Annotated in this window: 10 protein-coding genes; 7 read left to right on the forward strand and 3 right to left on the reverse strand. The window is 48.8% G+C overall.

What is annotated here, in order from left to right:
* From AB7U36_RS02735 to AB7U36_RS02750, 4 genes are all read left to right on the forward strand, one after another.
* Positions 1 to 709, forward strand: a 709-nt coding sequence (locus AB7U36_RS02735; RefSeq protein ID WP_428158277.1) for an ABC transporter substrate-binding protein, incomplete at its 5' end; no start/stop codon positions are given.
* Positions 696 to 1,532: an ABC transporter permease gene (locus AB7U36_RS02740; protein WP_428158278.1), complete on the forward strand. Its 837-nt coding sequence runs from the start codon at positions 696 to 698 to the stop codon at positions 1,530 to 1,532. The genes AB7U36_RS02735 and AB7U36_RS02740, both read left to right, overlap by 14 nt.
* A 57-nt stretch (positions 1,533 to 1,589) precedes the next feature.
* The gene (locus AB7U36_RS02745) at positions 1,590 to 2,963 is read left to right on the forward strand and encodes an ABC transporter substrate-binding protein (RefSeq protein WP_428158279.1); all 1,374 of its coding nucleotides are present in this window, start codon (positions 1,590 to 1,592) and stop codon (positions 2,961 to 2,963) included.
* Between the two features lie 15 nt (positions 2,964 to 2,978).
* Positions 2,979 to 3,602: a hypothetical protein gene (locus AB7U36_RS02750; protein ID WP_428158280.1), complete on the forward strand. Its 624-nt coding sequence runs from the start codon at positions 2,979 to 2,981 to the stop codon at positions 3,600 to 3,602.
* A gap of 16 nt (positions 3,603 to 3,618) precedes the next feature.
* Here AB7U36_RS02750 and AB7U36_RS02755 read toward each other — a convergent pair whose 3' ends face one another.
* Positions 3,619 to 7,821, reverse strand: a complete 4,203-nt coding sequence (locus AB7U36_RS02755; protein WP_428158281.1) for a DEAD/DEAH box helicase — start codon at positions 7,819 to 7,821, stop codon at positions 3,619 to 3,621.
* A gap of 166 nt (positions 7,822 to 7,987) precedes the next feature.
* On the opposite strand from AB7U36_RS02755, the gene AB7U36_RS02760 reads away from it, so the two are divergent.
* Positions 7,988 to 10,027, forward strand: a complete 2,040-nt coding sequence (locus tag AB7U36_RS02760) for a GNAT family N-acetyltransferase (RefSeq protein WP_428158282.1) — start codon at positions 7,988 to 7,990, stop codon at positions 10,025 to 10,027.
* Between the two features lie 71 nt (positions 10,028 to 10,098).
* Positions 10,099 to 11,244, forward strand: coding sequence for a M20 family metallopeptidase (locus AB7U36_RS02765; RefSeq protein ID WP_428158283.1), 1,146 nt, complete (start codon positions 10,099 to 10,101; stop codon positions 11,242 to 11,244).
* Between the two features lie 7 nt (positions 11,245 to 11,251).
* On the opposite strand, the gene lepA is transcribed toward AB7U36_RS02765, so the two are convergent.
* Positions 11,252 to 13,054, reverse strand: coding sequence for a translation elongation factor 4 (gene lepA, locus AB7U36_RS02770; RefSeq protein ID WP_428158284.1), 1,803 nt, complete (start codon positions 13,052 to 13,054; stop codon positions 11,252 to 11,254).
* Between the two features lie 128 nt (positions 13,055 to 13,182).
* Here lepA and AB7U36_RS02775 point away from each other — a divergent pair, with 128 nt between their 5' ends.
* The gene (locus AB7U36_RS02775) at positions 13,183 to 14,082 is read left to right on the forward strand and encodes a diguanylate cyclase (protein WP_428158285.1); all 900 of its coding nucleotides are present in this window, start codon (positions 13,183 to 13,185) and stop codon (positions 14,080 to 14,082) included.
* Between the two features lie 82 nt (positions 14,083 to 14,164).
* On the opposite strand, the gene AB7U36_RS02780 is transcribed toward AB7U36_RS02775, so the two are convergent.
* Positions 14,165 to 14,890, reverse strand: coding sequence for a UPF0280 family protein (locus tag AB7U36_RS02780; protein WP_428158286.1), 726 nt, complete (start codon positions 14,888 to 14,890; stop codon positions 14,165 to 14,167).
* Positions 14,891 to 14,907 lie beyond the last annotated feature (17 nt).

Here is a 14,907-nt window from a genome sequence, read left to right on the forward strand (position 1 = left end):
GTTAGGCCTTCAGGTCCAGGGGCTTGAGCCTGTAATCCGTCCGCCGGGCTCAAAGCTTGCCCCCCACGAGGTGAACCTGTTTATCCTGCCGCCCCCGGATATGCCCCAGGCGCTTTTGGGAAAAAAAATAGACGCGTTTATCGTGGCAGACCCTTTCAACGCCCTGGCCCAGGAAAAATTTTCAGCAAAAATAATGCGATATTCAGGAGATATTTGGAAAAATCACCCTTGCTGTGTTATCGTGGTCAAAGACGATCTGATCCTGCAAAATCAGGCCATGATCCAAAAGGCGGTGAACGCCATTGTACGCGCCCAGGCGTGGTGCCTGCAGAATCCCAGGGAAACCGCCCACCTGCTCAGCAGGGAGGGCGAAGGATTTCTGCCGGTAAATGAATCCGTCCTTAACCGGGTCTTTGGTGACATTCCCGAAAAAGAACTGGTGCATCCCCAGTGGCATGTGGAAAGAATCGGGTTCCAGCCTTTTCCGTTTCCATCAGCCACCCGATTTATTCTGGAACAAATGAAAAAAACCAAAGTCGAAGGCAACACGGATTTCCTGGCAACCCTTGATACAAATACAGCGGTGGCACAACTTGTGGACGACCGTTTTGTCAGAAAAACCCTTGACGACATGGGGGGCATGAAAGGGTTCTGCCATTGCGACATGAAAGATGCATTTACCCGGGAAGAAACCGTTGAAATCAACTGAAAATAAGATCCATGACAGATCTGTTCTGGTCGGGTTGTCACCATTTTTAACCCGGGCATGGTCGGGCTGGAAATATGAACTGGCCGGACTTATCCTGTCTGTCTGTGCCTGGGCAGTTGTCACACAGTTCATCTTCACCCGGCCCGGACTGTCCCATTTTAAGGGATTTCTGCCCGGCCCCACCCTGGCGGCCCTGGCAGACGCGTTTCAGAATTCCAGATTCTGGGTGTCGGTTTTTGCAAGCCTGGGAAGAATTGTTGTCGGCATCGCCATATCAGCGGCCATCGGGCTTCCACTGGGCGTGCTTATCGGTTTTTTTACACGTCTTCGCAAGCTGACGTATTCGCCGATTCAATTCGTAAGAATGATCAGCCCCCTGTCCTGGATGCCCATTGCACTGCTTTTATTTACAAGCTTTGAATCCGCTGTTCATTTTTTAATTGTCATGGCGACAATTTGTCCTATAATACTGAACACTGCGATTGGTGTTATGAATATTAATCCTCAGTGGATAAAAATGGCTTTAAACCAGGGTGCCAATAACCTTCAACTCATTCAGACGATTGTTATTCCATATTCCGTCCCCCATATGATGACCAGTATCAGGCTGGCATTGGGGATTGCGTGGATTGTTTTGGTCCCGGCAGAGTTTTTAGGGGTATCATCGGGCTTAGGCTATCTGATTAACGATGCCAGGGATACCATGGAGTACGACAAACTTATGGCCCTGATAATTGCCATCGGCATACTGGGATTTATGCTCGACAGAGTTTTCCAGAAATTGCAGCACCGGTTCAGGTGGTCATGGGCCGACGATGTTTAGAAATATGATTTTTAATTTTTTATATGTAATACCTTTACAGGACCTAAGGAGCATTTTATGGCGGTAGACCCGAATATTAAAATTGTTGTGGCAGATGATTCAGGAACCATGCGGGTAATGTTCAAACAAATTCTAGGGAAAGTCGGATTTTCAAATCTTGTCATGGCGGTGAACGGTATAGACGGCATTGAAAAAGTTAAAGCTGAAAAACCAGATCTTGTCATATCTGACTGGAACATGCCCACGCTGGATGGTCTGGGATTTCTCAAACAATTAAGGGCCTTGGAGGAATTCAAGGATCTGCCTTTTATCATGGCCACAGCCCAGGCTGACATGGGCAAGCAGAAAGACATCCTGGAAGCCGGCGGCAATGCCCATTGCCCGAAGCCGTTTAATGAGGAGGAAATATTAAAAGCCATTGAAGAGGCCTTCTCCGGAGGGATGAAAAAACAGCGGGTAACAAAAGAGAGAAGCATTATCGGAGGCCGCGTTGAACTTAATGTGGCCCACATCCAGATCACCGACCACCTTGCACTGGGCGCCCTGAAACACCGGATTAACCAAGGGGATGTGGAGCCCCGCTACTTTGACCTGTCCACCAGCCTGATGGGTGGATGGAACCCCATACAGGAAGGCCTTGAAAGCGGGGAAATCGACTGTGCATTTGTTCTGGCACCCATTGCCATGGATCTGTTTGCCTATGACTCCCCCATTCAACTGGTCCTGTTTGCCCACAAGAACGGTTCCACATTTGTGCGGTCTAGGCATTATGATCACAGGTTTGACTCTTTGCAAAGCTTTTACAAATACAAAGTTGTGGATATTCCCCACAAAATGTCGGTTCACCACATGCTTGCCCATAAATTTTTAAAGGAACTGGGGCTCAAACCCGGTGTTCCCGGAGAAAGGGCCATTAATGTACGCTTTGAAGTGGTTCCTCCCATCAAGATGCCCGGCATTATGAAAGAAAACGAGGATGTGGGCGGATTCATGGTTGCAGAACCGGTTGCCACCAAAGCCATCAAGGGGGGAATCGGCAACCTGGAATTCTATTCAGCCTCACGCTGGGAAAATCATCCCTGCTGTATTGTGGCCATGCAAAAGGACTTTATCCAGAAACATCCCGATGCTGTCCAGGAGTTTGTATCCCTGCTGGTGGAAACCGGTGAATATATTGAGAACGACAAGGCCCGGGCTGCGGACATTGGTGTAAAATTCCTGGATCCCGAAGGTAAAATGGGTCTGAATCCCCAGGTGCTTCAAAATGTATTTTCCCAGCCCATGGCCATACGCTGGGATGGACTCTATCCGGATGCAGAAGCGCTTGATAAAATTCAAAAATACATGCATGATGTCATGGAAATCGGTAAAATTATTGACCTTGAAAACTTTATTGATCCCAGTTTTGCCAACATCGCATTCAATCGATAAACTAAGGAGTTATGCATGAGAATTACAGATCCCCAAGTCATACTGAACGGAGAAAAAGACCTCATTGCATCGGTCCAGAAAGATCTGGATCTTGATGCAGTCAGGGATCTGCTCAAGGAACGCCTGACAGTAAGGGCATTGTCCCCCAAAGGCGGTCGGATTGTCGTACATGACAATGACGTAGCGTTCAGGCTTGATTATGAAATCAATCTGGATGGCAGCCTGCTTTTTGACCGGAACGGCAACCTGCTTGAAGATAGTGAAAGTATGGTGCAGGCATCAGACCTGGATGACCATCTGTCCATTAACCTTCCGGATTATGACGATGCACCCAATGAAGCATCCGGGGAAGACCTGTCTGATGATATCCGGGACGCTGAACCCGGACTGGAAATTGAAAATCTTGAAGATGAGTCTGTATTTGATCAGGACGGCTCAGATCTTCTTGAAGCAGATGACAGTGATGAACTGATTGATGATTTAACCCAAGCAGATGACATAGAAGATTTAAGCGCCGGTGAACTGCCGGATATTGACCTGGAAGATGGATACACGGAGACCGGCCAGGATATGCTGGATGACGATATCAGTGACATTCTCCAGGAAAGCCGTGATTTCTGGGAAAAGAAAAAAGAGTAATAAAGGGTTAATGCCCTTATTTTTTAAGCAATTCGAGCAACTCATCCGCCGAAATCCTGGCAGCAGCATCGCTACCGGCCAAAAGATTTTCAGCAAGCTCGCGTTTTTCACGATGCAGCCCAATAATTTTTTCTTCTATGGACCCTTTGACCACCAGGCGGTAAATCGTTACCGGCCGGGTCTGGCCGATGCGGTGAACCCGGTCCGATGCCTGGTCTTCCACGGCCGGATTCCACCATGGGTCCATGTGAATAACGTAATCTGCCGCGGTCAGGTTTAAGCCCGCACCCCCGGCTTTCAGGCTGATAAGAAAAAGATCGCCCTGGCCTTTTTGAAAGGCCAGGATTCTTTTTTGGCGCTCTTCTGCAGGTGTTGTGCCGTCCAGGTATTGATAGCAGATCTTTTGCTTATCAAGATAAGCCTTGAGAATCTCCAAATGTCCTACAAACTGACTGAACACAAGGGCCTTGTGCTGATTGGCAAGCAGTTCGTTCACGGTATCGGCAAACACTTTCAGCTTGGAACTTTCGATATTTGCCTCCGGAAAAACCAGGGCAGGATTGCAGCACAACCGCCGCAGCCGGGTCAATTCTGCCAGTATTTTCAAATGCCTGGCACCTGCTGTGTCACTGGACATTTCAATGTTTTCAAGGGATTTTAACCGCTGGGCTTCGTAAAGGGAGGCTTCTTCCGGATTCATCTCCACATACAAAGTAATTTCTGTTTTTTCAGGCAGTTCAGTCAGTACATCGGTTTTCAGTCGCCTCAGGATAAAAGGACGTACAAGTCTTCTGAGACGCCTTAAAGCCTCTTTGTCATTATCCCGCTCAATGGGCAGGACAAATTGTTCCCGAAACCTTTTGAAACTGCCTAAAAGACCTGGATTGATAAAATTGAAAAGGGTCCATAGTTCATCCAGATGGTTTTCCACAGGCGTTCCCGTGGTGATCAGCCGGAACCTTGCGTTAAGCTTCATGGCTGCTTTGGAACGCTTGGTTTTCATATTTTTAATGGCCTGGGCCTCGTCAAGTACAATGGTCTGCCAATTGATCCCGGCAAGCTTGTCAGCCTCGGTCTGCAACAGGCCATAGCTTGCAATCACCAGGTCAAAGGGCCCAAGGGCGTCAAGAAATAAATCCCGGTCTCCGGGACCAAATATTTTGGGATGAAGTGTGGGGGCAAACCGTTGGCATTCTTCCTGCCAGTTGGACATGACAGAAAGGGGAGCAACCACAAGGACAGGCCCCTGGTCTGCAACCATCAGGATTGCGGACAGGGCCTGGACAGTTTTGCCAATCCCCATGTCATCGGCCAGACATCCGCCGACCTCCCAGTGAATCAAGTGGGCCAGCCAATCAAACCCTGTTTTCTGATAATCCCTTAAGCTTGCCCGAAGGGTGCCTGGAAGTTCTGGAGAAATGCTCTGCTTTAATTTTTTACAATGATCTTTCCAGGCTTTATCTGATTCCAGATGCCCTGCCAGATCAATCAGGTCTTCCATGGCAGGAGCGGCCAGGGGCGGAATGCGGACACCGTTGCCATGGGGGGCGCTATAGGTTTTAAGTTCGTCAAGGCTATTTTTTAAGCTTTTGGTCAGCGTGACAAATGTGTTCTCATCCAGGGGAAGAAACCGTCCTGTGGCTTTTGAGAGCAGTTCCATGAGCTGTGCCAAATCAAGGACCAGGTCATTGTCAAGTTTCAGGCAGCCGCTGGCCTTGAACCATTCCCGGTCTTTTTGAATTTTCAGATTCAGACTGTCAAAGGACACCTGGGAAGCGATTTTCAGTTTTTCTCCCTTGGGCCATTCAAGTATTGCCTTGTTCTCACAATTTTTCAGATCACAAAGCAGCTCCAATGCCTGCTCGGGTTCTCCGGCCTGCCACTGATTATCCACAGGAGAGATATATTCCATTGCCGGACAAAGGCGGACAATTTCTTCAAGGCATTCTTTCTCTTTTGCCAGATCCCTTTGCGCTGTTAATTTTTCATCCTCTTTCTGGGAAAACACATGGATACCGCCCTGCCCCGGCTTAAAATATGAACCGGAATCGGTAAAAGGCCGAACCATAAATTCAACACTGATTCCATCTTGAAACGGCATGATATGAACATGTGGCGTTGGATCGGCGATAACGGATTTGGCATGTTCATTGCCGGGAATCGCAAAATCCGAGTTGACCTGGACACAGGATGCCAGCGCTGCTGCCGCTTTGAGCGCATGTTCCTTTGCTTTTTGGGGCAGTGCCAGGCCGTCTTTTCCGATAAGCGCTGCAATTTGCTGGTGATGTTGTGAAAATTTGATCAATTTGAACCGGGTTGGGGTTTCACGAACCAGGCAGGTGTTGTTTCCATTGATCAGGGGTGTTGCGTCCATGGTCATCCGCAACTGTCCCTTTTCATTTTTCAGCCTGAGTTCAGGTTCCCCTTCAATAATTTCCACCTGGGTTTGAATCTCTTCGTCTGCATAGATCAAGGGGTGTCCAACCAGGGCTTCAAGGGCTTTATCCATGTCAAATCGATACGAAGTTTGGGCATAGTTATAATAATCGCTGCTATATCCTGACTGAAAAGAATCTGCTTTAATCGCCTTGCAGATCTTTTTATCCTGACCCGTCAGCCAGTCCATGGTTTCAAAATTTTCATGCAGATTTTTTAATGCCACGGCCCGCCCCTTTGTCCAGGTTTCCTTTTTCGTCAATTTCTGTAACCTGGGGGTAATTTCCACACTGTTTGCCCGTTCAAAATAAGAGAGAAGCCAGATCATTCTCTGGTCGGGATTGCCTGTTTTATCCCCTGGGCTGGTATTATTGCTTTGGCTTATGTGGGTTAAGGCTGTTAAAATTTTTTCCCACACAGGTATTTGGGGAATCATATTGACCAGGCTTGCTGTTCCCCAGTTGCTATGGGCAGATTTTGCGTATTCAATGTTTGTGTCCGGATCATTGCCAAGGTCGGCCAGAAGCATGGCTGATTCCGCGGCTAACCAGAGAAAACCCGAATCTGCCGCTTTTTGATGAATCTGTTTCAGTTCATTCAGATGGCGCTTTGCGTTCTCATGATTTCTCCATGCCATGATCAGGATAAAGAAAAACCGGATTTTGAAATTTTTAATTTCAATTTTATCATACCTGCTTGATTCTGCCTCAATCACGCTTTCTTTGGCCTCAAACATCTTGAATAAATATGCGATCCGATCAATAGGAATTGAATACATTTCTTGTTTTTTCAATGCGGTTTCAATGTGGGCCAGCGCAATTTGATATTGACCCGGGTCCTTTGTCTTGAGCAGGGCAAAAAGAAACATGAGGCCCGGAAGCCCCGGCAAAAATATTTTGCGTTTACGGGTTTGTTTTTTTAAAAGGGAAAGCGCTTTGTTAAACCATGGTAATGCTGTGTCTTCATTGTAAACAAGACTGCGCATACCCTGGAAAACCATATGCTCGTAGCAGTCTTCCGGTATGGTCATCAAAATAGTATCATATTCTTTGAACCGTCCGCATAATAGTAAAAACTCCAATAACCTGGTTTTTTGTTTTTCCATTCCCTTTTGCGAACAATAAAATTCAACTGCATATTCTGAAAAGTCCCGGCAGTCGTCTAAACGGATATCAGCCTCTGCAAACATTATGGGCAGGATATGGGCCTGAATTTCATGGCTCATTGTTTTAAACAGCGCGGGATTAAAAGGCTGGTTCAGAAGGGTTAATAATGGCGGTTTTTCATTGAAATCCACAGGAATATAAAATTGTGCGTTTTGCCAGAGAGATAAGATCATCTTAGGATCGTCATGGACAAATAGACTGATTTGAAGATTCCGGTCAAATCCTTGGGCCCTTCCATCCATCATTTTTAATATTCCGGCTTCAAACCCCGTTAAATCTAAAACAATCTTGGCCATAGATGTAAATTTTCCGGATAGGACTGCGTCCGCCAGGGCATGGGGTTTTATAAGCGTATTGCAGGACACGCTTCCAGGCGCTTTGAGAATCATTTCCAACCTTTCAAGCTCTTTTATAAGATCTTGGATGGATTGACCTGAAAATCTTTTTCCGTTGCAATCTTTTTCTCCCATCTGATCCAAGCAATAGATCAGTTCTTTCTGCCTCATTGGAAACACATGGATTGCCAGTATCTGAACAATGTGCTGCATTGTAAGGGACAGGTGTTCCCTGTAAATACCCAGCAGTTTTTCCCCTTTGAGTGTATTGTTTTTAATCATGGCAATTTTTCCTATACTATATATAATAAATGCGGCACAAAAAAGGTACGCGAGGTACGCGACTAAACCGCCATCAGCAGAACCCTTTAGAATATCGTTGTTAAGCATTTTTTTAACTATTCCGCAAGCCTTTTAAAAATGTTTTCCATGTTTTAAGGAGAATGCCATGAATATCATCATCAGCCGTCCTGCCGGTGATGAGGACCGGCAGGGCGTATACCGTTTTCTTTACCGGATATGGGTTCAGGAGTGCGGCCGGGAGTTACCGGGCACCGACCATACCCTTGAACGGATCAGGGACGATCTGGATGATTGGGCAGACCACTTCGTGGCCATGGACGAACAGGGGCAAGTCGTGGGATGCGTCCGGGTGAACCGCCTGTCCAGGGGGCGGCCGGACCAAGGTCTGGTCCGGTCCTTGGGATTTGAGCCCTTATCCGGTTTGTTTGATCCTGAAACCATTGTGTTCATTTCCCACCTGGCGGTGCTGCCTGCCTATCGGGGCGGTACGGTGATCTCGCTGCTGCTGGCCGACATGTTCCGCCATCTGCTTGAAACCCGCGTCAACGTGGCGCTCTGCATCTGTCGTCTGGGAATGGTCAGTCTGTATCACCGGCTGGGCATGCGTCCCTATCTGCCGAATTTCGACCGCCACGGCCAGATGCAGGTGCCGCTGGTCGGCTGCATCAATGACCGGGAATATCTATCCAAGACCGGCAGTCCCCTGCACCTGATTCTTCCCCAGGACCGAGATGATCACGGCTGGGCCGCAGGCGTGATCAAGGAACGGTTCCCCATGTTCGCAACACCTTTGTTTACCCGGATTACCCACCGGAGCCTCTGGGCTCAGCTGGCCTATGCCTCCCCTGCAATAACACCCGAACCCTCCCGGAAATTGTTCCAGGATATTCCCGAGGCTGTGCTGGAGGTTCTTTTACCGAACCTGCCGAGGATTTTCCTTTCCAACAACGAAACAGTGCAGGTGAATACCGAATGGGAAGCGGCCATGGGCATCCTGATCGACGGGGCATTGGGAGTCGGCGTGGGAGAGGCTGCAAATCCCCACTTCATTTACCTAATTAGGCCGGGAGAACCGTTTGGCGAACTGATCACCCTGGCCCGCATCCGGTCCTCCACCGTGATCCTCGCCCTGGAGGACAGTGAGGTGGTTCTCCTGCCGGAGCACCTGTTCGACCAGCTCGGCAGGAAGGATCCGGGCACCGCGATTCAACTCTATAAAAACCTTTTGACCATCCTGGCCCGGCGCACGGCTGCGGCCAACACCGCCCTGGCCGACCATCTGAGCAAAAAAAAAACAGGGCCGGACGCCGCAGTCCGCAGTCCGTCCCGCCATATGGCCCGCTCCATCCGGACAGCAGTCAGGCGGACCGAGGCCCGGACAGAGTCCTACCACTTTGACACCCTGTCCGATCCCCAGGGCGAATTCGCCCGGTTGAGCTGCCAGGCGAAGATTGCTGAAGTTCTTGAGTTCAGCCGCTTACGACAGATCGGCCTGACCGACGGGGACCGGATTTTGGACCTGGGATCTGGCCCGGGCATCACCAGTCTGCTTTTGGCCCGTAACTTCCCGTCCAGTCAGGTTTTCGGGGTGGAGCCCGAGGCAAAACTGCGGTCCAGGGCCGTGGCTCTTGCCCGGGAACAGGCATCCGAAGGCCGCCGGTGCCGGTTCCTTGAAGGAACGGCCCAGGCCATCCCCCTGGATGACGCCAGTGTGGATTTCGCCTATGCCCGGCTGCTGTTCCAGCATATCCCGGATCCCCTGGTTTGTCTTAGGGAGATGCGGCGGGTGACCCGTCCGGGCGGCATCGTCTGCATCCTGGACGTAGATGACGGGACGATCTTCATTCATCCGGAAGTTCCGGGATGGAAGGCTGTGGAGGCACGGGTAGCACGGGCCCAGGCCGGATACGGCGGAGATCGTCATGTGGGGCGTAAACTTTTGGGCTACTTCGGGGAACTGGGTTTTGCCGCGGCCCAGGTCGATATCGTGCCGGTCACCACACAAATGCTGGGTCCCTCACTCTTTTTCGATATTGTATTCGGTTTCAAGCAACAGCATTTAAAGCGATATAAGGACTGGGATCTGGAAACGGAAGCAACGTTTAAGCAGCTTGGCGCCACCCTGATGGAAAAAGGGGCCTTTGCATCGGAGAATATCTTTGTGGCCCACGGGTCGGTGCCCTAGGATGTATCGTCTAAAAGGTTATGGTCGAGGCATAAGAATATGAACCCCAAGGAATCATGGCATCCGACAATATGAATCAAAAAATTACTAACTATATCATTGACAATAAAACGCTTTTATTTAAATTACTTGAAGAACTTGTTCTTATCCCCAGTTTTTCTAAAGATAAACAGGGCGTTGACCGGGTTGGCCAGCGAATTGCCCAAGCGTTCACGGGAACCGGTTTTACATGCACATTCACTGACAATAAAGACCTTGGCAACAATCTGATCGTAAAAAGTCCCGGACAGACTGCTGATCATAAGGATCAGATCCTTGTTACCGGGCATATGGATACGGTATTCTTGCCACAATCTTCCTTTAACTGGTACAAAGAGGACGCTACACGCTGTTTCGGACCCGGGGTGGCGGACATGAAAGGCGGACTGGTTGTGGGGATTTTTGCCATCAAGGCGCTCATCCATGCAGGGCTCATGCACAATATTCCTTTGACGTTTATATTTAACAGTGATGAGGAGATCGGGTCTCCATCATCAAGGGAACTTATTGCACAGGAGGCTACCCGGTCCCGTCTGGCCTATGTGCTGGAAGCAGGAGGCCTGTCCAACGAGATTGTAACCGGCAGAAAGGGAAATTTGCGTATGCAAATGACAATTACCGGAAAAGCAGGCCATGCCGCTTTTGCAGGTGAAAACAAGGCCAGTGCCATTCTTGAGCTTGCCCATAAAATTGTCTGTATAGAGGCAATGAATGATCCTGAACATGGCATGTCCGCCAATGTCGGAACGGTTGCCGGCGGTATCGGGGCCAATACCGTACCGGACAAAGCCGTGGCTGACCTTGATTTCAGGTTTCTTGAATCCGCACAATCGGATCTGATCCGCGCCAGGATAAACGAATTGACAAATCAGACCTTTGTCCCCGGGACCACCGCTGCTGTAGAGCTTATTTCAAGCCGCCCGGCCATGCCCAAAACCAGGCAGGGGCAGGATCTGTTTAAACAAATTCAGAAGCTGTCAACCCAACTTGGTACGCCTGTTATTGATGAACTACGCCAGGGCGTGTCCGATGCCAATACCATTGCAGAGACAGGCACCCCTGTCATTGACGGATTAGGGCCGGTGGGCGCAAAAGACCACAGCGAAGATGAGTACATTGAAAAGGCAAGCCTGTGGGAGCGCTGTATATTATTCGCCCATATCCTGGCCCAAATATAGACACGATTTAGTCCGACTTCAGTACAGACAGGAAAGCCGACTGGGGGATCTCCACAGATCCAACCATCTTCATTCTTTTTTTGCCTTTTTTCTGTTTTTCCAAAAGTTTGCGTTTTCTTGAAATATCGCCGCCATAACATTTGGCTGTCACATCTTTGCGATAGGCAGAAATGGTTTCCCTGGCAATGATCTTACCGCCAATGGCACCCTGGATGGGGATTTTAAACTGTTGCCTTGGGATTTCTTCACGCAGTTTTCTGCAGGCAGCTCTTGCCTTGGTCTCTGCCTTGTCCCGGTGAATCAGCATGGAAAGCGCATCCACGCGTTCCCCGTTTATCAGAAAATCCAGTTTTACAAGATTTGTTTCCTGGTAGCCTGCAATTACATAATCAAAGGAACCATAGCCCTGGGTCACACTTTTAAGCCGGTCATAAAATTCATAAACCACCTCGGCCAAAGGCAGGATAAATTTCATTTCCATACGGTTGGAGGTCAGATACTGATAATTGGTGCTGACGCCCCGGAACTCATGACAGACCTGCATGACATTGCCCATATATTTATCCGGTATAATAATAGAGGCGTTGATAATGGGTTCTCTGACACATCTGATTTCCGTGGGATCAGGATATTCGGTTGGGTTATCAATTATCTTAACTTCCCCTGATGCATAGGTGACTTCATACTGAACCGAAGGAGAGGTTAAAATCAGTGAAATATCATATTCCCGCTCCAGGCGTTCCTGAACCACTTCGAGGTGTAAAAGTCCCAGGAACCCACAGCGGTACCCGAACCCCAGTGCGGAAGATGAATCCTTTTCATAAATCAGGGAGGCATCATTGAGCTTGAGTTTTTCCAAGGCCTCGGTCAGTTCCGCATAATCGTCGGCTGCCACCGGATACATGGAAGAGAACACCACAGGCGTAGGTTCCCTGAAACCGCCCAGTGCTTTGTCGCATCTTTTATCCGGCATGGTCACGGTATCACCGATTCTAACATCAGATATAAGCTTTATCCCTGCAATAAAATACCCAACCTGACCCGCCTCAAGACTTTGCTGGGGATTACGCTTGATCTGAAACAGTCCCACTTCTTCGACCTTGTAGATCGCATTATTGGACATGAACTGTATCCGGTCCCCTTTTTGGATACTTCCCTCAAAAATCCTGACATGAATGATAACACCTCTGAAAGCATCATAGTGAGAGTCAAATATCAGGGCCTTGAATGCGCCTGTGTTTTCCACGGTGGGCCCGGGTATCTTGTCAACAATGGCTTGAAAAATTTTGTCAACACCTGTCCCAACTTTTGCAGACACAAGAAGCGCCTGGTCGCTGTCAAGGCCCAAATCCTCATCAATCTGGTCTTTAACCCATTGAATCTCTGCCGACGGCAGATCAATTTTATTGATGACCGGAAGGACCTCAAGTTCATGTTCCATGGCCAGGTACAGGTTGGCAAGGGTCTGGGCCTCTACCCCCTGGGATGCGTCGGTCAGTATCAAGGCGCCTTCACAGGAAGCAAGGGCCCTTGACACTTCATAGGAAAAATCCACATGCCCCGGTGTATCAATGAGATTCAGCAGAAACTTGCTGCCGTCCGGAGCCGTATAGGGAAGGGATACGGTCTGGGATTTTATGGTAATTCCCCTTTCCCGCTCAATATCCATGGAATCCAGAATCTGCTCTTTCATGTCCCGATCTTCTATAATACCGGATAGCTGAATCAGCCGGTCAGACAAGGTGGATTTGCCATGGTCAATATGCGCAATAATAGAAAAATTTCTAATATGCAGAGGATCGTATTTCAATTAGACTCCAAACTAAGCGTTGACAAAAAAGGTGTATCTATATAATAAGGCTATACATTTATCAATTGTAATTTACGGTGTCAAGAACAGCCGCTGTTCAAGGCGTTCTATTTATATCGGAGAAGCTCATGGCCCATGCCATCCTCATTGTTGACGATGATATAGCAATCAAGGAATCTGTGGAAGAATTTTTAACACTGATGACCTATGAGGTTAAAAGTGCTGAAAATGCATTCCAGGCCATTGAGGTTTTGAAAACCTTCCAGCCCGATATTGTTTTAACGGATATCATGATGCAGGGAATGGACGGACTTGAACTGACCCGACTGATCCGGGAACAGTACGACATCAATGTTATGGTCATGACCGGATATTCTGTTGATTATTCCTATGAAGAGGCCATTAATGCCGGAGCCAGCGATTTCATCTTCAAGCCGTTCCGTTTTGAAGAGCTGGATTTAAGAATCAAACGGATGCTCAGAGAAGCTGCATTTAAAAAGGAAAGGGAGAGGCTGTTAGAAGATATGAAGCAGCTGGCCATAACCGACGGGTTAACAGGTCTGTTCAATTCCCGGCAGTTTTTTCATCATATCAAGCAGGAGATCAAACGTTTCCAGCGCTACTCCCGGGATTTATCACTTCTTCTGCTGGATATCGATTTTTTTAAAAGATACAACGATACCTGGGGACACCTGGAAGGCGATAAGGTGCTCATGAGCATGGGCATGATCATTTCCTCCTGCCTGCGCAGCATGGATTCCGCTTATCGTTACGGCGGTGAGGAATTTGCCGTGATTTTGCCGGAAACAGAATTAAAGGAAGCCTGTCTGGTGGGCAACCGCATCAGGGACCATGTCCAGGAAGCTGTGTTCATACCGGAAAACGGTATGAAGGCCTCTGTGACCATCAGTATCGGTGCTGCACAAGTTGTCAGAGGTGAAGACTTCACCTCATTTATCAAACGCACGGATAAAGCATTGTACCTTTCAAAAGAAAACGGCCGGAATCAGTTAAGCGTAGCCTGTTAATCCTGTCTTAAATTTACTAAACTGATGAACTGGCACTTTGCTGGATTCATTAGGCAGGATGATCACAGCATTTGCTCCGGTTTCATAGTCTGACCAGTTCAAGGGCGCCCCACAATCCAATCTGTTTTCCTGAAATGATGACAATACCCTGAACCCCGGTCATGCGCCTGCCTGCGGCAATGGCACTTTCAATGTCTTTGGGGGTCTGGACCTGATTGCAAAGGGCTGTGGCAGCAGCATCGGCCAGAGCACAGCACTCTGCCAGCACAGATACGGCATCAGCCTTGCCAAAACTTCTGGAATGACCCACGGTTCCCGAGGAAGTGCACATGGCAAACGAATCAGGGCGCCGGGCCACTTTAATACCGGTTTTCATGCTCAAAGGTGATGACCCGGCATATATGGTGAATATGGTCTGGGTATCTGATTTTATGAAAATATCACCGCCGTTTTCCACCAGGACATTGGCGGACCATTGACGCAGATCTCTTCCCACACCCTGGGCCACAGCGCCGGCCACGGCTGCCATAGGGCCGACACCAGCGGTTTTTGCCGCCGTGGTCATTTCACAAATGATTTTGGGGGCTATCCCCGGATCAGGTAAAGGTGTGAGGCTGTCGGCAAACCCGGGAACCCGGGAGATGTGATTTTCAATGTACTGGCGGTGGGTCAGAACGGACCGCAGAGCCTTTTCACTGAGATCCGAATCTGCCTGGATATTAAGGTTGGTCTCCTTTACGGTTACATGAAAGGTGACCAGCCCCTGTTTCTGGTGGCAAACACGGTAAACTTTGCGGTTTTCAAACATTGGCATGTCCGGTGCTC

Source organism: Desulfobacter sp., from assembly GCF_050177295.1.

Excerpts from the sequence above, each read along its gene's own strand:
- AB7U36_RS02745 (WP_428158279.1), top strand. The coding sequence starts at position 1,590 with ATGGCGGTAGACCCGAATATTAAAATTGTTGTGGCAGATGATTCAGGA.
- AB7U36_RS02755 (WP_428158281.1), bottom strand. The coding sequence starts at position 7,821 with ATGATTAAAAACAATACACTCAAAGGGGAAAAACTGCTGGGTATTTAC.
- AB7U36_RS02780 (WP_428158286.1), bottom strand. The coding sequence starts at position 14,890 with ATGTTTGAAAACCGCAAAGTTTACCGTGTTTGCCACCAGAAACAGGGG.
- AB7U36_RS02750 (WP_428158280.1), top strand. The coding sequence starts at position 2,979 with ATGAGAATTACAGATCCCCAAGTCATACTGAACGGAGAAAAAGACCTC.
- AB7U36_RS02765 (WP_428158283.1), top strand. The coding sequence starts at position 10,099 with ATGAATCAAAAAATTACTAACTATATCATTGACAATAAAACGCTTTTA.
- AB7U36_RS02760 (WP_428158282.1), top strand. The coding sequence starts at position 7,988 with ATGAATATCATCATCAGCCGTCCTGCCGGTGATGAGGACCGGCAGGGC.
- AB7U36_RS02775 (WP_428158285.1), top strand. The coding sequence starts at position 13,183 with ATGGCCCATGCCATCCTCATTGTTGACGATGATATAGCAATCAAGGAA.